The sequence below is a fragment of the Streptomyces sp. NPDC048523 genome (assembly GCF_043199815.1).
GTDB lineage: Bacteria > Actinomycetota > Actinomycetes > Streptomycetales > Streptomycetaceae > Streptomyces.
Map to the genome: position 1 here is coordinate 1006312 of NZ_JBICWQ010000004.1, position 17285 is coordinate 1023596.

Annotated in this window: 15 protein-coding genes; 3 read left to right on the top strand and 12 right to left on the bottom strand. The window is 71.6% G+C overall.

The genetic code is table 11. The features are described from left to right. Positions 1–9: 9 nt before the first annotated feature. Positions 10–2607, bottom strand: a complete 2598-nt coding sequence (gene rph / locus ACGFWE_RS25365) for a rifamycin-inactivating phosphotransferase (RefSeq protein WP_393601995.1) — start codon at positions 2605–2607, stop codon at positions 10–12. A gap of 254 nt (positions 2608–2861) precedes the next feature. Here rph and ACGFWE_RS25370 point away from each other — a divergent pair, with 254 nt between their 5' ends. Continuing rightward, positions 2862–3365, top strand: a complete 504-nt coding sequence (locus ACGFWE_RS25370) for a MarR family winged helix-turn-helix transcriptional regulator (RefSeq protein ID WP_393601904.1) — start codon at positions 2862–2864, stop codon at positions 3363–3365. 8 nt (positions 3366–3373) lie between these two features. On the opposite strand, the gene ACGFWE_RS25375 is transcribed toward ACGFWE_RS25370, so the two are convergent. The 7 genes from ACGFWE_RS25375 to ACGFWE_RS25405 form a co-directional block, all read right to left on the bottom strand. Continuing rightward, on the bottom strand, positions 3374–4555 hold the full coding sequence (locus ACGFWE_RS25375; protein ID WP_393601906.1) for a PP2C family protein-serine/threonine phosphatase: 1182 nt from the start codon (positions 4553–4555) through the stop codon (positions 3374–3376). After that, on the bottom strand, positions 4533–6380 hold the full coding sequence (locus tag ACGFWE_RS25380; protein WP_393601908.1) for a PP2C family protein-serine/threonine phosphatase: 1848 nt from the start codon (positions 6378–6380) through the stop codon (positions 4533–4535). The genes ACGFWE_RS25375 and ACGFWE_RS25380 overlap by 23 nt, the downstream gene beginning before the upstream one ends. Then, positions 6364–7449 carry a SpoIIE family protein phosphatase gene (locus ACGFWE_RS25385; protein WP_352389712.1) on the bottom strand — a complete coding sequence of 362 codons (1086 nt, stop codon included), beginning with the start codon at positions 7447–7449 and terminating at the stop codon, positions 6364–6366. Before ACGFWE_RS25385 ends, ACGFWE_RS25380 begins: the two co-directional genes overlap by 17 nt. Further along, positions 7446–7889, bottom strand: a complete 444-nt coding sequence (locus ACGFWE_RS25390; RefSeq protein WP_352389867.1) for an anti-sigma regulatory factor — start codon at positions 7887–7889, stop codon at positions 7446–7448. The genes ACGFWE_RS25385 and ACGFWE_RS25390 overlap by 4 nt, the downstream gene beginning before the upstream one ends. Beyond that, positions 7889–8314: an STAS domain-containing protein gene (locus ACGFWE_RS25395; protein WP_352389711.1), complete on the bottom strand. Its 426-nt coding sequence runs from the start codon at positions 8312–8314 to the stop codon at positions 7889–7891. The genes ACGFWE_RS25390 and ACGFWE_RS25395 overlap by 1 nt, the downstream gene beginning before the upstream one ends. Then, positions 8311–9210: an STAS domain-containing protein gene (locus ACGFWE_RS25400; RefSeq protein WP_393601911.1), complete on the bottom strand. Its 900-nt coding sequence runs from the start codon at positions 9208–9210 to the stop codon at positions 8311–8313. The genes ACGFWE_RS25395 and ACGFWE_RS25400 overlap by 4 nt, the downstream gene beginning before the upstream one ends. 133 nt (positions 9211–9343) lie before the next feature. Then, entirely contained in the window at positions 9344–10519 is a 1176-nt protein-coding gene (locus tag ACGFWE_RS25405) for a PP2C family protein-serine/threonine phosphatase (RefSeq protein WP_352389709.1), read from the bottom strand. A 187-nt stretch (positions 10520–10706) separates the two neighbouring features. On the opposite strand from ACGFWE_RS25405, the gene ACGFWE_RS25410 reads away from it, so the two are divergent. Next, entirely contained in the window at positions 10707–11141 is a 435-nt protein-coding gene (locus tag ACGFWE_RS25410) for a MarR family transcriptional regulator (protein ID WP_352389708.1), read from the top strand. 283 nt (positions 11142–11424) lie between these two features. On the opposite strand, the gene ACGFWE_RS25415 is transcribed toward ACGFWE_RS25410, so the two are convergent. Together ACGFWE_RS25415 and ACGFWE_RS25420 are read right to left on the bottom strand one after the other, a co-directional pair. Beyond that, complete coding sequence (locus ACGFWE_RS25415) at positions 11425–12531, bottom strand: hypothetical protein (protein WP_393601913.1); 1107 nt, start codon at positions 12529–12531, stop codon at positions 11425–11427. 2 nt (positions 12532–12533) lie between these two features. Next, positions 12534–13601 (bottom strand): hypothetical protein, encoded by a 1068-nt coding sequence (locus ACGFWE_RS25420; RefSeq protein ID WP_393601915.1) that lies wholly within the window; start codon positions 13599–13601, stop codon positions 12534–12536. A 185-nt stretch (positions 13602–13786) separates the two neighbouring features. Between ACGFWE_RS25420 and ACGFWE_RS25425 the strand changes: the two genes are divergently transcribed. Continuing rightward, on the top strand, positions 13787–14134 hold the full coding sequence (locus ACGFWE_RS25425; protein WP_393601917.1) for an antibiotic biosynthesis monooxygenase family protein: 348 nt from the start codon (positions 13787–13789) through the stop codon (positions 14132–14134). Positions 14135–14174: 40 nt separating this feature from the next. Here ACGFWE_RS25425 and ACGFWE_RS25430 read toward each other — a convergent pair whose 3' ends face one another. Continuing rightward, positions 14175–16499, bottom strand: coding sequence for an FdhF/YdeP family oxidoreductase (locus ACGFWE_RS25430; protein ID WP_393601919.1), 2325 nt, complete (start codon positions 16497–16499; stop codon positions 14175–14177). A 63-nt stretch (positions 16500–16562) separates the two neighbouring features. Next, the gene (locus tag ACGFWE_RS25435; RefSeq protein WP_352389703.1) at positions 16563–17183 is read right to left on the bottom strand and encodes an SRPBCC family protein; all 621 of its coding nucleotides are present in this window, start codon (positions 17181–17183) and stop codon (positions 16563–16565) included. Positions 17184–17285 lie beyond the last annotated feature (102 nt).

The following is a 17285-nucleotide window of genomic DNA, read 5'->3' on the forward strand; positions in this document are numbered from 1 at the left end:
CCGGCACGGTCAGTCCAGGATCTCGATGTACCCGTCGGTGCCGTGCACGCGGATCCGCTGCCCGTCCCGGATCCGCCGGGTGGCCTGCTCGACGCCCACGACGGCCGACAGGCCGTACTCCCGGGCGATCACCGCGCCATGGGTCATCAGGCCGCCCACCTCCGTCACCAGGCCGGCGATGCCGACGAACAGCGGTGACCAGCTGGGGTCCGTGAAGGTGGTGACCAGGATGTCGCCCGCTTCGAGATCGGCGTCCGCCATGTCGAGGATGACGCGGGCCCTTCCCTCGACGGTCCCGGTGGAGACCGGCAGGCCCACCAGGGTGCCTTCCGGCACGTCGTCCCGCCGGTACGCCCCGGTGAGAGCCTCGCCGTCCGAGGTGAGGACCCGGGGCGGTGTGAGCGCCTGGTACGAGCGGAACGCGTCCTTGCGCTGCTTGACGAGCCGGTCGTCGACCTGCTTCGAGCGCACGACGTCGCGGAACTCCTCGAAGGTGAGATAGGAGACGTCCTCCTGCTCGGCGAGCACACCCGCCTCCACCAGACGCTCGGCCTCCGCGAACAGGGCCTGCTTGTAGACGAAGTAGCGGCTGATGATGTCGTACTTCGGGTACTCCCGGTAGCCGATGAAGGTGCGGACCCGGTCGATCATGCCCTTGGTCTCGTCGGCCTTCCGCTCCCCGTCCGGCAGGGCCCGCAGGCGGGACAGGACGTCCTGTTCCTTCTTCTGCGCCTGTTGGCGCCCTTGCTCGAAACGCCGCCGGGCCGCGCCCGGTTCGAAGTTCCTGACGTGGTCGAGGATCACGGGTACGAGCGTGCCGGGGCGCTCGCGCCACCGCGGCCTCGTGATGTCGATCTCGCCGACGCAGCGCATGCCGTACCGGTCGAGGTAGGCCTCGATGGCGTCGCGTGCCTCGGTCCCGCCCGGAAGCTTCACCAGCCCGTCGAGGAAGCCGTCGTTCCCGGCACCTTCCAGGAACGCGACCACGTCCCGATGCGGGCGGATCACGTCCGCGACGTCGAGCAGCGCGAGTCCCATCTCGGAGGTGACGTTGCCGGGGGCGGACAGGGTCAGGGTGTCGGCCGCGTTCTTCTCGCCGAGCCACTCCTCCAGCTTGTCGTTGAGCCACCAGGTGGCCTCCATCCCCGCCATGATCACCTTGAAGTTCAGGGGATCGGTGAGGACTCGTTTCTGTTCCTCGAAGGCCTCCAGCAGGAACTCGAACAGCTCCGGTCCGCTCTTCGTCCGGACCTCGCGCCTCAGGGCGGCGAGGGATGCCTGGCTGCGCTCGATCAGCCCGGTGACGACGGCCGGATCGGTCTCGACCGGGTCGGACGCGCCGCCGGCCCGCGGCCCGCCGGCGGGCGCGTCCGGGAGCGACGGGACGAAGCCCTCGCGCTCCAGGACGGTCTCCAGCGCGTCCCTGACCAGCGGATCGCCCCTCCCCATGAGGTCCAGCAGGGCGGCCCGGCTCGCGGGCGAGGCCAGGCGCCGGGTGACGTCGACGAACAGCCTCCCGCCGGCCTCGTGCATCTGCACCATGGCCGTCAACTGCCACATGGACAGGCCCAGGGGCTTCATGGGGTCGGTCATCATCTGCTGGTGGCCGACGGAGACGTAGACATGATTCTCCTGGTCACCGCTCTCCGGGACGGGGAACAGCGTCGTGATCGGCCGGCTCTGCACGATGTGGAAGTCGTCGCCGACAAGGCACCATTCGATGTCCTGCGGGCGGCCGAAGTGCGCTTCGATCCGACGCCCGAGCTCCACGAGCCGGACGGCCTGCGCATCCGTCAGCGCCGGCTGCTCCTGCCGCTGCGCGTCGATCGCCACTTCCCGCGTGCCCCCGGCGGGCAGGGCGTGTACGGCACGCTGCTTGGCGGAGATCGTCCTGGCGACGACCTCGCCGTGCCGCACCGTGAAGACGTCCGGGTTCACCAGACCCGAGACGAGGGCCTCGCCGAGGCCGAATCCCGCGTCCACGGTGGCGACCGTCCGGTTGCCCGTGACGGGGTCGGCCGTGAACAGGATGCCGGACGCCTGCGGGAGGACCATCTGCTGCACGACGACGGCCATACGGACCGTACGGTGGTCGATGCCGTTGCGCCGGCGGTAGGTCACGGCCCGTTCGGTGAACAGAGACGCCCAGCACCGGCTGACGTGCCGGAGGATCGCCGCCGGACCCACGATGTTCAGGTAGGTGTCCTGCTGGCCCGCGAAGGAGGCCGTGGGCAGGTCCTCGGCGGTCGCGCTGGACCGGACGGCGTAGGCGGCCTGCTCGCCGGACCGGGCGAGCGCACCGGTGATCGCCTCCGCCAGCTCGTCCGGGACGGCGATCCCCTCGATGGTCCGGCGGATCTCCGCGCTGAGCGTGCGGATCGCCTCCTGGTCGTCCGGGTCCACCCGGGAGAGCTGATCCAGCTGTGCGTCGAGCGACGGCGTCGACTCCACGACCCGCCGGTAGGCGTCCGTCGTCACGCAGAAGCCCGCCGGCACGCGGATGCACTCCATCCGTGACAGGCTGCCCAGATGCGCCCCCTTGCCGCCGGCGACGGCGACTTGACTTCCGTCGACCTCCTGAAGATCCAAAACGTACTGCTCGGTCAGGTCTGACGACACGTAGTTCCCCCATATCCGCAGGTTGTGGCCTCGGCCGACGATTGTGCGCGGTGACCGGGGGCTTGCCGCAAGCCCCCCTTCGCGCTATAACTTGGGTAACGGCAAGGAGAGTTCTCTCCTTGCCCTTTCTTTTTGCCGTCCTCCGGAGCGGACCCACGTGCTTGCTCGACGGCGCATCGGGTACCGCGTTTGAATGAGGGTGGTATCTGCATGGCCAAGCGATTACTGAAAGCGATGGGTGTGTGACTCGTCTCAGTGGCTCGGGGGACGACCAGTCGAGCGGACCGGGTGACGACCCACTCTCCGTCGCGCTGGAGGTCGCCGACGCCGTGGACGGTCTCGCGAACCTGTGGTCGGTGGCCGCCCAGGGAGCGAGCCTGAGGCTGTCACCGCACCAGCTGAGAGCACTGCGCATCCTGGAGTCGGAACCGGGGCTCAACCTCACCACTCTGGCGGAGAGCATGGAGATAGGCCCGCCGACCGCCAGCCGGCTGTGTGACCGGCTGGAGGCCGCCGGCCTGCTGGAGCGTCTGCTGCACCCGCACCGGCGGCGCGAGGTGCAGCTCGTTCTCACGGTGCGCGGCCGGCATGTGCTCGACGAGGTCGCCGCGCGCAGATCACAGGCGCTCGCCGAGGTCCTCGCGGCCATGGGACCCGGCGAGCGGGCGGCGCTGAGCGGGGGGCTGCGGGCCTTCCTGAGCGCTCAGGGCGACACCGACAAGGAGAACGACGACCTCGGACGCTGACCGCGGGGTCAGCCCTGGCGGCCGGTCCAGTCGAGGCACACCACGGCGGCGTCGGACAGCAGTTCCTTGCTGCCGTAGTGCTCGATGAGCCCGCCGACGACCGCGCGTGCCGTCTCGTGCGGCGGCGTGGCACGCGTGGCGCCGAGGACCTGGCGCAGGACCCGCTCGCCGAACAGGTCGCCCGTCGCCGAGCGGGTGCCGTGGACCCCGCTGCTGACCGCGATGAGACGGTCGCCCGGCTCCACCTGGAACGTCTGCTCGGTGTAGAGGGTCTCCTCGAACATGCCGAGCGGCATCTGCGCCTCCAGCTCGACCCGCTCGGTGTGGCCGCCGCGCTGCCGGAACAGTTGCGGGGAGCCCGCGTCGACGGCGTGCACGAGGCCCGTGGCCAGCTCGAAACTCAACAGCAGGGTGGAGGCGTACGCCTTGCCGCCGTACTGGGCGTAGACGGCCTGGTCGGCGAGACACGCCTGGTCGGCGAGGCCTATGCCGGCGCGGCGGGCGTTGCGCAGGGCGCCGGTCGTGAGACCGGCGAGCAGGGAGGCGTCTATGCCCTGTCCCATCCCGTCGGTGATGGTGAGGACGAGGTGGTCGGCGCCGGTGGACCAGTCGAAGGTGTCGCCGCCGATGGCGTAGGCGGGTTCGAGGTGGGCGCCGATGACGAACTCCTCGCGGGCGCAGCCCCGGCCGGGCAGAAGCTGCCACTGCATCTCGGCGGCGAGGGTCAGCCGACGGGTGCGGCGGGCCTGGAGGTAGAGGTCGGTGTCGCGGCCGGCGGTGGCGATCTCGTGTCCGAGCGCCGTGGCGAAGTCGCCCAGCTGGAGCACGGTGCGCGGGTCCACGGCGCCTGCGGGCAGGTGCACGGACAGGACGCCGAGACGGTCGCCGCGCACGGTGATGGGCAGATGCGCCAGCTGGCCGGCCGGAAGGACTTCGAGCACCGGTTTCTGGGTGAGGAAGGCACTGCCCGCGGGCCCCTCGTGGGCGGAGACCGGGGGGCCGGTCCGCGGCAGGTGCGTCACCGGCTGAAGGACGGCCAGGCCATAGTCGGCGAGGAGCACGCTCACCTCCTGAGCCCCTGCCCGTTCGGCGAGCAGACGGCGGGCGGTGGCCACCAGCGCGTGCGGCGAGGCCGCGCGCAGTTGTGCTTCCGCGGACGGCTGCGGTTCAGAGGCTTTCACTAAATCCACCCTCTCGCCTTGTGTCCTTCACGCTACCGCGAGCGGACGGGCCGGCAGGCGGTTCGTTTTCGGAAGGCGAGCGATCGGCTGTGCGGGGCCGCTCCCGCGCCGCGGCGGTCACGGTGTGGCACAGCAGCAGGCAGACGTCGTCGTCCCGTTCGGAGTCGTACAGGAGGGGCTTGAGCAGGGCGTCGGCGGCGGCGTCCAGGTCCTGTTCCAGTTCCGGTGTGCTCAACGCCTCCAGAGCGCGGCACAGGCGCCCGATTCCGGGGTCGATGCCCTGCCCCCGGCGTTCCACCAGGCCGTCGGTGTACAGCACCAGGGACGAGCCGGGGGGCAGGTCGGTCCGGTGGTCCGTGTACACGTAGGGCAGCGGGATGCCCAGCATCACGCCGGGTTTGGCGTCCAGGACCCGTACGGTGCCGTCGGCGGCGCGCACGACGGCCGGCGGGTGGCCCGCCGAGGCCCAGACCACTTCCGGTTCACCCGGCCGGAAACGGGCGATCAGCGCGGTGGCGTACAGGTCAGGCTGCAGGTGGCCCAGCATGTGGTGCAGGCGCGTGAGGATCTCGCCGGGGGTGGCGTTCTCGACGGCGTAGGCGCGCAGGGCCGTGCGCAACTGGCCCATGACGACGGCGGCGTGCAGCCCGTGGCCGGTGACATCCCCTATGACGGCCAGCAGGCTGCCGTCGGGCTGGAGGAAGGCGTCGTACCAGTCACCGCCGATGTTCATGCCCCAGGTGGCGGGGAGGTAGCGCGCGGCGAGCAGCAGTCCCGGCGGCGTGGGCAGGTCCGTGAGCTGGGCGCGCTGCAGGGCTTCGGCGGTGTTGCGGGACCGCTGGTAGCGGTGGGCGTGGTCCAGGGCGACACCGACGCGGCGGGCCAGCTCGACCAGCATCAGGGAGGTGTCCTCGTCGAAGCGGGGACCGGGGGCGGTGAGGGTGAGGACGCCCAGCAGGCGCTGTGCGACGAGGGGGATGGCCAGCAGGGGCCGCTCGGGGGACAGGGCGGAGGGCGGGAGATCGTCGACGCCGGGAAGGCGGCCCGGGTGGGCGGCGGCGTGCTGGGGGCGGCCCGTGCGGGCGGCGGCCACCGCGGCCGCCGAGTGCTCCCGGACGCGGTGCGCGCGCTCGTCGTCGCGTCCCTCGGACTCCTCCTCGTCGAAGAGCCAGACGTCGAGGCGCTCCGCGTACTCCGGCACCAGCACGTCGAAGAGGCGGCGCAGGATGGCCGTACGGCTGAGGGACGACGTGATGGCGGCGCTGGCGTCACCCAGGAAGGTCAGCAGACGGCGGGCCTTTTCGGCCGCGGCGCGTGCGGTCCGCTCGGCTTCGAGGAGCTCTTGCTGAGCGCGTGCCGCGGCCTCCAGATCGGCGTGCAGCGCCAGGACGCCCTGGTTGGTCTGGTGCAGTTCCTCCCGGTGCAGCCGGACCAGGTTCTCCTGCTCGTCCAGGAGGCTCAGCACGGCCGCGGTGTTCTCGTCGGCGCGCAGCAGGGCCTGCGGCAGCGAGGGGGCGCCGCGGCGCCCCTTGCGGACGGGCCCGTGCGGCAGCGGGCAGGTCAGTAAGGGCGTCTCGTCCTGCGGATCCGGCTCGCGCTCGCCGGCCGGGCTCAAGGACACCTCGAGCAGACCGGACGGCCGGATGTGGAGGCGGAGTTGCCACTCACCGCCCTGGCCGAGGCAGTGGCGCAGGCGTGCCGTGAGCGCAGTCAGGAAGCGGGCCCGCTCCAGCGCCGGCGCCCCGCCGTCCGTGGCGATGCGGTCGACGGCGGCGCGGGCCCGGGCGGCGTCGGCCACCGACGCGATCTTCCAGACGTCAGGGGGTGCGGTCATACGGGTCCGTCCGGTGGTCAGGGGCCAGTACGGCCACACTGGCGTCGTCGCGCAGGGGGCGGGCGGCGCTGCCGGCGTCCCGCAGGACGACCGCGGCCACCACGGCCGGATCATGGGCGGCGAGCCGGGGATCGCCGGGGGGCTCCCAGCGGCTGGGGAGCCCGTCGCTGTGCAGGACGAGCAGACTGTCCGGCGTCCAGGCGCTCTCGCGCAGGGGCACGGTGGCGGGGAAGTGGGCTCCGACGATGCCGGGGTGGGAGATCAGGGGCTGCCATACGCCGTCGGTGCGCAGCCTGGCGCCGATGTTGCCGACCCCGGCGAAGGAGAGCCGGCCGCTGTCCTCGTCGAGCTGGGCGACGCCGACGGCCGCTCCTCGCGTGGCCCGCAGCGCGGTGTGCAGCCGTCGCAGGATCTCGGCCGGCGGCAGGTCGGCGCACCGGCGCAGTTCCTCCACGGCGGCCGTGGACGCGTCGGCCGCCTTGTCCCCGTGGCCGAGCCCGTCCACGAGCATCAGCGTGACCCGCGGACCGGAGCGCACGTGGCTGAAGGCGTCTCCCGAGTTCTCGGCGTAGGCGAGGGAGGTGGTGATCCCACCGGCCCGGGTGCCCGGACCCGACCGGGCCTCCCGGGGGCGAGAGCGGCCGGGGCCCCGCGCCGGGGTGATGCGGGCCACCGCGACGGTGCCGCTCCCCGGTCTGCTGTGCAGGTCGAACTCGCCGGCGACGCGCCGGCAGGTGCCCAGGCCCGCGCCGAGGGACGACGAGGCGGTGGTGTGACCGTCTCGCATCGCCGCCGGGACGTTGTCGATGCCGGGTCCGTGATCGAGCGAGGCGATCTGCACGCAGGGCACGTCCTCGGCGAGCGTGTCGGCGGGCGCGGCCAGGTTGATGAAGATGCGGCCGCCCCCGGCGTGCTTGACGAGGTTGGTGCCCAGCTCGGTGGCGACCAGCGCCGCGACCGCCGTGGCGTGTGCGTCCAGGCCCGCCGCGGCGCAGGCGGCTTCGGCTGCGACCCGTACGTCCCGGACGCGGGTGCTGTCCTGGACCGGAATGTCCCAGACCCTGCTCACGACGCACCTGTGCGGGGCGCGGGCAGGCCGGAGACCCAGTCGGTGATAGTGACGGTGGTGCCCTGGCCCGGGCGGGTGTCCAGAGCGAACTCCTTGACGAGCCGCTTGGCCCCGCTCAGTCCCAGGCCCAGACCGTTTCCGGTGGTGTAGCCGTCGGTCATGGCGAGCTCGACGTCCCGGATGCCGGGGCCCGTGTCGACGAAGGACAGCCGCAGTCCGCGGTGGGCGCCTTCCGCCAGCACGGTCATCTCCATGTGCCCGCCGCCACCGTGGACGAGGGTGTTGCGGGCCAGCTCGCTGGCCGCGGTCACCAGCTTGGTCTGCTGGACCAGGTTGAAGCCGAGGTCGGCTGCGCTCTGGCGCACTTGTTGGCGGACCCAGGCCAGGTCCGCGTCCGAGGCGATGGGCAGGCGCGTGGTCGAGGCGATGGGGGCATGCATCATGCACCCTCTTCCGGGTGTGCGGTCGGAGCTGCCGAGGGCGCGCGGCCCAGCAGGGACAGGGCTTTCTCGACGTTGAGGGCCGTCCCCAGGCCGGGCAGGGTGAGACCCATCTCGACCAGAGTGATGGCCACGACAGGACGCATGCCGGCGAGTACGGTCCGGGCGGCCAGCAGGCGTGAGCTCGCGGCGATCTCGGCCAGGACGCGGCCGAGGAAGGAATCGACGATCTCCACCCCGGAGATGTCGATCACGACACCGTTCACCGGCGTCGCACTGGACGCGATCCGCTCGGAGATGTCGTGCTGGAGCTGTTCGGCCACCCCGTCGCGCAGCTCGCCCTGCAGGGTGACCAGCAGGACGTCTCCCAGCGCGAGTACCGGCACCGGGCCCGGGCCGGAATGCGTGGCGAGGAAGCCGGTCACCGCGGACTCGCTCCCGTCACCGGGCGTGCGGAGACGACGATGCCCTGCTGGGTGAGCGCGTAGGCCAGCGCGTCGGCGAGACCGGCCCGCGTGATGATCGAGCCCAGGTCGATGCCGAGATGGACGATGGTCTGCGCGATGGCGGGACGGATCCCGGAGACGATGCACTCCGCGCCCATCAGCCGGGCCGCGGCGACCGTCTTCATCAAGTGCTGCGCCACGAGCGAGTCCACGGTCGGGACGCCGGTGATGTCGAGGATGGCGTACGCGGCCCGCTGGTCCACGATCGCTTCCAGCAGGCTCTCCATCACGACCTGGCTGCGGGCACTGTCCAGGGTTCCGATCAGCGGTACCGCGACCACGCCCTCCCACAGCTTTATGACGGGGGTGGCCACCTCCAGCAGCTGCTGGCGCTGCCGGGCGATGAGCTCCTCGCCCGCGCTCACCGTCGTCTCCATGATCACCAGGCGGAGGGTGGCCGTCAGGACCGCCAGCGCCTGGACACACGCGTCCCCTCGCATGCCGTCGGCGGCGTCCTCGAACTCGGAGCGCAGCAGTGCGGTCACCGGCTCGCGCAGCTCCGCGACCTCTCCGGCGATCTGCACCGGCGTGAACCCGGCCCGGGCCCGGGCCGCGGCCATCCGGCCGAGCTGGTCCCGCACGGTGCCGAAGCCAGGTGCGTCGACATCCTCGATACGCCCGGAGCGGGCCACGTCGGCCAGGGAGTCCACCACGGCTTTGCACGCCTCGACCGCCTCGTCCCGGGACACGGTGAAGACCGTACGGAACAGGGCGGCGTCCGCCCAGCGCTGGGCGATCTGCTCACGACGCCGCTCGAGGAAGGCGCCCAGCTCCTTCGCCGTCTCGAGGGCTGTGTCGTGCTCCGCCACCTGCATCGTCTCCCTGCCTGCGAGCCCATTCGGCCCGCCGAGCGGTCAGGCCACGTGGCAATTATTGCCGCATGGCAAACGTTAACGCGAGCGTGTGCGGCGAACAACATGCCCCCGCCGCAGCGCGCCGACTCGCCGGTCAGCCGGACTGCTGTGGCCTGCCGTGCCAGTCCAGACACACGATCAGCGCGTCGTCGTCCGGCATGGCTTCACCGCGGTGGCCGGTCAGCTCCCGCAGGACGGCGCGCGGCACCTCGGCGGCGGGCAGCAGGCGCGTGGAGTGGATGGCCCGGGCGAGAGCCCCTTCCCCGTACGCCTCGCCCCTCGGGGAGGCCACCGCGTGGACACCGTCGCTGACGAAGACGAGCCGGTCGCCGGGCTCCGCGTGGAAGTCCTGCGCGATGTAGTCGGTCTCCTCGAACATGCCCAGCGGGAGCTGGGCGTCGAAGGCGACCCGCTCCACGGTGCCGCCGCGCAGCCGCAGCAGCTGGGGGGAGCCGGCGTCCACGACGCTCGCCCGGCCGGTGGCCAGGTCGAAGTCGAACATCAGGACCGACAGATAGCAGCGCCCCCGGTAGTGGGCGTAGACGGCCTGGTCGGCCAGGGCCGCCTGGTCGGCGATGGACAGCCCGGCGCGCCGGGCGTTGCGCAGCGCGTTGATGGCCAGGTTCGTCAGCAGGGACGCCTCTATGCCCTCGCCCATGCCGTTGGTGACGTACAGCGTCAGCCGGTCGGCGGTGGCGGACCAGTCGAAGTTGTCGCCGAAGATGGCGTAGGCAGGCTCCAGCTGGGCACCCAGCTCGTACTCGGGCCGGGAACAGGCGCGGCCGGGCAGCAGCTGCCACTGCATCTCGGCGGCCAGCGTCAGGCGGTCCTTGCGTCGCGCCTGGAGGTACACGTCGGTGTCGCGCTCCGCCACGACCACCTCGTGCCCCAGGACGTCGGCGATGTCTGCCAGCTCGGACTCCCACCGCTCCGTCGCGTCGCTGTCGGACAGCGTGACGGACAGCACGCCGAGCCGGTCGCCGCGCACACTGACCGGCAGATGCAGACGGGTTCGCCCGCTCCGCCCCTCCTCCCGGTACGGCTTCTGCGAACCGAAGGCCCGGCCGGCCGGGCTGTTGTGCACCGACACCGGTTCCAGCGTGTGCGGCAGGACCGACACCGGCTGGAGCACGGTGAGGCTGTAGTCGGCCATGAACAGCTCGACGTCCTCCGCGCCGTACTGCTCGATCAGTACGGCACGGATGGCGTCGAGCAACTCGTGGGGGGCCGCTGTGCGCAGAGCGCGTTCAACGGCCAGAAATCTCTTCATGATGACAAAACACCTGTCCTTCGCCGGACGACGTACGGGTCTCACTCACGAGGCCGGCTCGCTTCGGCCGTCCCGGTCCTGTGTGGTCAGCGCGCGCGCCTAGTACGCTGACAGGCACCCCGGTGCCTGCGAGAGTGTGATCGTGACTGCCTTCCGTCGCCGCTCAGAGCCTGATGAGGTCGCACGCGTGACCACCACGGCCGTCGAGCTGCTGGAGGTCGTGTGGGGCCGGGCCTCGACCTCGCCCACCTCCGCGTCGCAGCTGCGGGTGCTGCACATCCTCGAGCACCACGACGGCATCAACCTGCGCACCCTCGCCGAGTGCCTCGCCTCGACCCCGCCGTCCACCAGTCGGCTCTGCGACCGGCTGGTGGCGGCCGGGTTCGTCGAGCGGGTCGTGAGCGAGGAGAACAGGCGTGAGGTGCGGCTGCACCTCAGTGGCCGGGGCCGCGCCTTCCTCGTCGACCTGCGTGCCCGCAGGGAGAGGGAGTTGCAGACCGTGCTGGCGGACATGCCCGCCGCCAAGCGGATCGCGCTGCTGGAAGGGCTGGAGGCGTTCTGTGCCGCCGCGGCGACGCAGATACACGACGACCCGGCGGAGTCCGGCAACCGGACCGCCTGAACCGAAGAGCGCGCCGACGGCACCTTTGTCACCTCTCGACATGGGTGACCAGCACACGGAGTGGTCTCCGCCCACCGGAGCATTCCAGGTCCTTCCCCGTACGTCCGACACGGCTACTGTGTTGCGTCCCGGCTTTTGTTGTCAAACGGCAACAGTGAGCGCGTGACTTCCTTACGAGAACTCGGGTACCCCGTCGCGGCGGGTTCTTCGGCGCGTGTGCGGTATGTCTCTCGAACGAGGGAAGCCGGGCATGCCCGGAGCCGTGCGGGGAATGAGCTTCTGCTCAGCCGAACCGCAGCGCCCGCGGGGCGAACGTGCCCTCGGGACCGTCGGCGCGGCCGACCGACCACACCGTGTCGGTGCCCGGCACCGGCGCCAGCCGCAGTGTCCGGGAGTCTCCCTCGCCGGCCACCGCCGGTTCGTCGTACTCGGTGAAGGACCCACCGTTCCAGGCGAGGAAGTCCGGCCCCGAGACCAGCGGCGGAGAGCCCGGCGGGCCCCACTTCTGCGAGCGGGCCACCGCGACCCAGGCCAGCTCGCCCGAGGTGGAGGCCGCCAGCGAACTGACCGAGCCGAAATCGGTGGGCACACTCACCCGGCTCCACGTCCGTCCGTCGAAGCGGAGCAGCAGGGGCGGAATCGGCCGCCCCGGCGGACCGCCGACGAACCCCGCCGTGCCGCCCGCCCACACCTCGGTCGGGGAGACCGCCAGCACACTGCCAACGGCCGACCGCGGGGCCCCGTCCACGATCGTCTGCTGCCATGCCTGCCCGTCCCAGTGGGACACGGCCGCGCCCGAGTCGGTGGCGCCCGCGGCCCAGACGTCGTCGGCGCCCTTGATGTGCAGGCCGTAGACCGCTCCCGGCGGTACGGGCACGTCCCGCCAGCCGTCCTCGTCCCGGCGCAGCAGTGCCTGGGCGCCGCCGCGCGAACCGATCAGCCAGGTCTCCCCGCCGCCGGCGACGACCTGGGTCGGCACGACACCGGGCGGGGGCCGGCTCTCGGACCAGGCGGTGCCGTCGAAGCGGAGCAGACGGGCGCCGCCCGCCGCGTCGCGGCCCACCGCCCAGACCGCGGTCGGGGAGGTCGCGGCGACGGACAGCAGTTCGCCCTGCCGGCCCGCCCCGGGCAGGCTCTGGCGGTGCCATTCGGTTCCGTCCCAGCGCAGCACCAGCGGGAAGCCCGGCGCCTCGCGACCCACGGCGTCGGCGCCCACCGCCCAGGCCAGGTCCGGGCCGAGCGCCACGGCCTCGTTCAGCGTGGCCTGGGGGCGGACCTGGGCCGGGACCGGAACGTGCTGCCAGGACAGGGGTTCCGCCGCGGCCGAGCTCATCACGGCGATGAAGGTCATGGCGACGGCGAGGGCCGCGACGAGAAGTCTGCGTGCCATGGTCAGCCTCCCAGCCGCTCACTCATCAGATTCGGTTTCGAGCCGTAGATCTCGACGGTGCCGAAGGACAGCAGAGCCGCCCCGGCCCTGGCCAGCGCACGTGGTGTGACGTCGATCGCGTTCGTGCGCTCCGGGCCGTAGGAGAAGGTGGTGCGGGGGCCGTCGACGCGCGCGTACTTCGACTGGAACGCGCGGTCGCTGCGGACCGGCAGCCACAGCGCGCCGTCCGGGCCGCGCACCATGGCCTCGGTGGAGGTGTCGCCCAGCGGCGGGTAGGTGGTGCGCCAGGCGTGCCCGTCGAAGGTCATCAGGTAGGTGCGGCCCACGCCGTCGGTGTATTGGCTGCCGCCGATCGTGATCCGGCCGGACGGTTCGAGCAGGAGGGTGTGCACGTTGCTGTTCGGCGGCAGCGGCACGTTCGCGTCCCGCCACGCCGTGCCGTCCCAGCGCAGTACGGTCGTCCCGGTGCTGGTGTCCGCCAAGGCCCAGGCGTCCGTCGCGGTCCGTGCGGTGATCCCCATCAGGTACAGCACACCCTCGGGGGTGGCCTGCGTGGTCCAGCCGGAACCGTCGTGGTGCAGCACCTTCAGCCCGGTGTCGTCCTCACCGACCACCCAGGCGGCCCCCGGTACGGCGGTGAAGTCCTGGTAGGTCCACAGGGTCTGCGGCAGCGGGACGGCATTCCAGCCTCCCGCCGACCGGCGCAGGATCTCGCCCTCGCCCGCGAGGTTGTGGAAGATCCACACGTCCGTGCCGACGAACTGCACCTTGCCGAGCCAGCCCGGCTCACCGGCACCGGGGAACGAGGTGTCCCGGCTCCAGGCCGTGCCGTCCCAGCGGTACAGCATCGGCCGCAGGCCGTCGGCGGCCTGCTCGTACCCGGTCGCCCACGCCTCGCGCGGCCCGCGGGCGGCGAGGTCGGTCACCGTCACGGGCGGGGCCGCCGCCGGTACCGGCAACGCCGACCAGCTCGGCGTCACGCCCTTGGCAGGCGTCACGGCCGCGGCCGGCGACACCACCGCGGCACACGCGATCACCAGGCAGACGACGACCGCACGGAGACCGTTCACGAGACCTCCCAGAACGCGCAGGCCGCACAGGCTATTGGCCGTCACGCCCCGTGGACAGTCGGCATTCGGCCGATCGTGGCCCGGGGGAACACGGTTCATCGGCAGGGCAGGAGGGTTGTGCGGTCGGGCCGGGACAGGAGATCGTTTGAGGCCGTACCGCCGGTGCCGTCCGTGGGAGGACCTCCGTGACCGATCCTGCGCCAGCCTCATTGCCCGCCCCGCCCTACTACGCCGTGGTGTTCACCGCCGTGCGGACCTCCGGCGACAACGGCTACCGGGACACGGACGAGCGGTTGTTCGAACTGGCCGCCGGGCAGCCGGGATTCCTCGGTGTCGATGCCGCTCGCGGTGCGAACGGCCTCGGGATCACGGTGACGTACTGGAAGAACGAGGACTCCATCGCCGCTTGGCGGGAACATGCGGAGCACGCTCTGGCCCGTGCGTACGGACGCGAGCACTGGTACGCCTCGTTCTCGCTCCATGTGGCCAAGGTCGAGCGCGCCTACGGGTTCACCCGCCCGGCAGACGTGTAGACCCCGTCCCTGCCCGTCCCTTTCGGCTTCGGCATGCTCCTCAGGCGGAGGCGGAGGCGGAGGCCGGGGCCGCCCGGTCGGACGTGGGTTCCAGGCGGACGACGAGTCCCTTCGACGTGGGCTGGTTGCTGATGTCGGCGACGCTGTCCAGCGGCACCAGGACGTTGGTCTCGGGGTAGTAGGCGGCGGCGGAACCCGGTGCGGTGGGGTAGGGGACGACCTCGAAGTCCCGGGCGCGGCGCTCGGTGCCGTCCGCCCAGACGCTCACCAGGTCGACGTGGTCACCCTGGGCGAGGCCGAGTCCGGAGATGTCGGCCGGATTGACGAGGACGACGTGGCGGCTGCCGTGGATGCCGCGGTAGCGGTCGTTGAGCGTGTAGGGGACGGTGTTCCACTGGTCGTGCGAGCGCAGGGTCTGCAACAGCAGGTGACCCTCGGGCGCCTTGGGGACCACCCGCTCGTTGCGGGTGAACAGCGCCTTGCCGACCGCGGTGTTGAACACGCCCTCGTTGACGGGGTTGGGCAGCTGGAAGCCACCGGGCCGCGTCACGCGCGCGTTGAAGTCGTGGAAGCCCGGCACGATGCGGGAGATGCGGTCACGGATCGTGCCGTAGTCCCCTTCGAACCGGTCCCAGGGGATGTCCGGCTTGCCGCCGAGGGTGCGGCGGGCGAGCCGGCACAGGATCGCGACCTCGCTGAGCAGCAGCGGAGAAGCGGGCTCGAGACGCCCCTGGGAGGTGTGCACCTCGCTCATGGAGTTCTCCACCGTGACGAACTGCTCGCCGTCGGCCTGGACGTCTCGTTCGGTGCGCCCGAGCGTCGGCAGGATCAGCGCCGTGTCACCGCAGACGGTGTGCGACCGGTTCAGCTTGGTGGAGATGTGGGCGGTCAGCCGGCACGAACGCATCGCGTCCTCGGTGACCTCACTGTCGGGAGCGGCCCGCACGAAGTTGCCGGCCAGGGCGAGGAAGACCTTGACGCGGCCCTCACGCATCGCCTTGATCGAGTTGACCGAGTCGAGCCCGTGCGGGCGCGGCGGGTCGAAGCCGAACTCCTTCTGGAGGGCGTCAAGGAACGAGTCCGGCATCTGCTCCCAGATGCCCATGGTGCGGTCGCCCTGGACGTTGCTGTGCCCGCGCACCGGGCAGACACCGGTGCCGGCCCGCCCCAGGTTGCCGCGGAGCATCATGAAGTTGACGATCTCCCGGATGGTGGGCACACCGTGCTTGTGCTGGGTGATGCCCATCGCCCAGCACACGATGACGCGTTCGCTGCGCAGGACCTCGTCGCGGACCTTCTCGATCTCCTCGCGGGTCAGGCCGGTCGCCGCGCGCACGTCGTCCCAGTCGACGGCGCGCGCGTGCTGGGCGAACTCCTCGAAGCCGGAGGTGTGCGCGTCGATGAAGTCGTGGTCGAGGACGGTGCCGGGCCGGGCGTCCTCGGCTTCCAGCAGCAGGCGGTTGAGGGCCTGGAACAGGGCGAGGTCGCCGCCGGGCTTGATGTGCAGGAAGCGGTCGGCGATCTGGGTGCCGCGTCCGATGACCCCGCGCGCCTTCTGCGGGTTCTTGAAGCGCCGTAGCCCGGCCTCGGGCAGCGGGTTGACCGCCACGATGCGGGCGCCGTTGCGCTTGGCCTCCTCCAGTGCGGACAGCTGGCGCGGATGGTTGGTGCCAGGGTTCTGTCCGACCAGGAAGATCAGGTCGGCGTGGTGGAGGTCGTCGAGACTGACGGTGCCCTTGCCGGTGCCCAGCGTCTCGCTCAGGGCGAAGCCGCTGGACTCGTGGCACATGTTGCTGCAGTCGGGCAGGTTGTTGGTGCCGAAGGCGCGGGCGAAGAGCTGGAGGACGAAGGCGGCCTCGTTGCTGGCCCGGCCCGAGGTGTAGAAGACGGCCTCGTCGGGGGAGGAGAGCGCGGTGAGTTCCCCGGCGAGCACACCCAGGGCGTCGTTCCAGCCGATGGGCTCGTAGTGGTCGGAGCCCGGCCGCTTGATCATCGGTTCGGTGAGCCGGCCCTGCTGGTTGAGCCACATGTCGGAGCGGCCGGCGAGGTCGGAGACGCTGTGCTCACGGAAGAAGTCGGCGGTGATCCGGCGTGCGGTGGCCTCGTCGTTGATGTGCTTGGCGCCGTTCTCGCAGTACTCGTTGCGATGGCGCCGGCCCGGGGCCGGATCCGCCCAGGCGCAGCCGGGACAGTCGATCCCGCCCACCTGGTTCATGGTCAGCAGGTCCACCCCGGTCTTGCGCGGGGATGTCTGCTCCAGGGAGTACTCCAGCGCGTGCACGACCGCGGGGATCCCGGCCGCCCACTTCTTCGGCGGTGTCACGGAGAGGGTGGTCTCCGGCTCGTCACCGGGCGGGTTCTGCATCGCATCGCCTTTCTCTTGCCGCGACTCGCTCGCCGCTGGGTCCTGCCGCGTCCGGTACGAGGGTCAGCCGACGGGCCACTGGGCCACTCGGCTCCTCGGCGGTTCCGGGTGGTCGTGCTGTACTCGGCCGTTGCGGATGGTGCCGCGCCAGGCCCCGCCCTCCTGCCCCAGCCCCTCCATGAACAGCTTGAAGTTCTGGAGCTCGCGGCGCACCAGCCGGGTGATCACCTGGGTGACCCTGGAGGAACCGGTGAGCCGTTTCGCGGTGCCGCGTGGCTCCAGCAGCATCCGGACGGTGATGGCCGTGCCGCCCGACTCCGTCGGCCGGAACTCGACCTCGCCCTGGTGGGAGGGGCGCTGCTCCAGGCCGCGCCAGGCCAGGTAGGCGTCGGGGTCCTGCTCCACGATCTCCACCGCGAAGCGACGGCGCAGCGGCCCGTAGCCGATGGTCCAGGTGGTCACGGTGGGCCTGGCCTGTTCCACACCGTGCACCACGCTCGAGAAACGGGGGAACGTCTTGAACTGGGTCCACTGGTTGTACGCCGTCCGCACCGGCACCGCGACCTCGACGGTCTCCTCGACGTGCCGCCTCCGCAGCGGCCGCCGGCGCGTGACGCCGTCGGCGTCGGTGCGCATCCCCGGCGTGTTCGGGACGGCCTGCTGGGAGTCGTGTTCACGCGCCATCGTGGCCTCTCCTCCGATGAGCGAGCCGGGGCGTCGCACACCCGGCCCCCTTCGTGCGTCAGGGCTTCTCTACCGGTTCCCACATCGCGGTTTTCAAGTCGC

Coding starts and splice junctions, on each gene's coding strand:
- ACGFWE_RS25380 (WP_393601908.1), bottom strand. CDS start 6,380: ATGACCGCACCCCCTGACGTCTGGAAGATCGCGTCGGTGGCCGACGCC.
- ACGFWE_RS25390 (WP_352389867.1), bottom strand. CDS start 7,889: ATGCATGCCCCCATCGCCTCGACCACGCGCCTGCCCATCGCCTCGGAC.
- ACGFWE_RS25400 (WP_393601911.1), bottom strand. CDS start 9,210: ATGCAGGTGGCGGAGCACGACACAGCCCTCGAGACGGCGAAGGAGCTG.
- ACGFWE_RS25405 (WP_352389709.1), bottom strand. CDS start 10,519: ATGAAGAGATTTCTGGCCGTTGAACGCGCTCTGCGCACAGCGGCCCCC.
- ACGFWE_RS25415 (WP_393601913.1), bottom strand. CDS start 12,531: ATGGCACGCAGACTTCTCGTCGCGGCCCTCGCCGTCGCCATGACCTTC.
- ACGFWE_RS25430 (WP_393601919.1), bottom strand. CDS start 16,499: ATGCAGAACCCGCCCGGTGACGAGCCGGAGACCACCCTCTCCGTGACA.
- ACGFWE_RS25435 (WP_352389703.1), bottom strand. CDS start 17,183: ATGGCGCGTGAACACGACTCCCAGCAGGCCGTCCCGAACACGCCGGGG.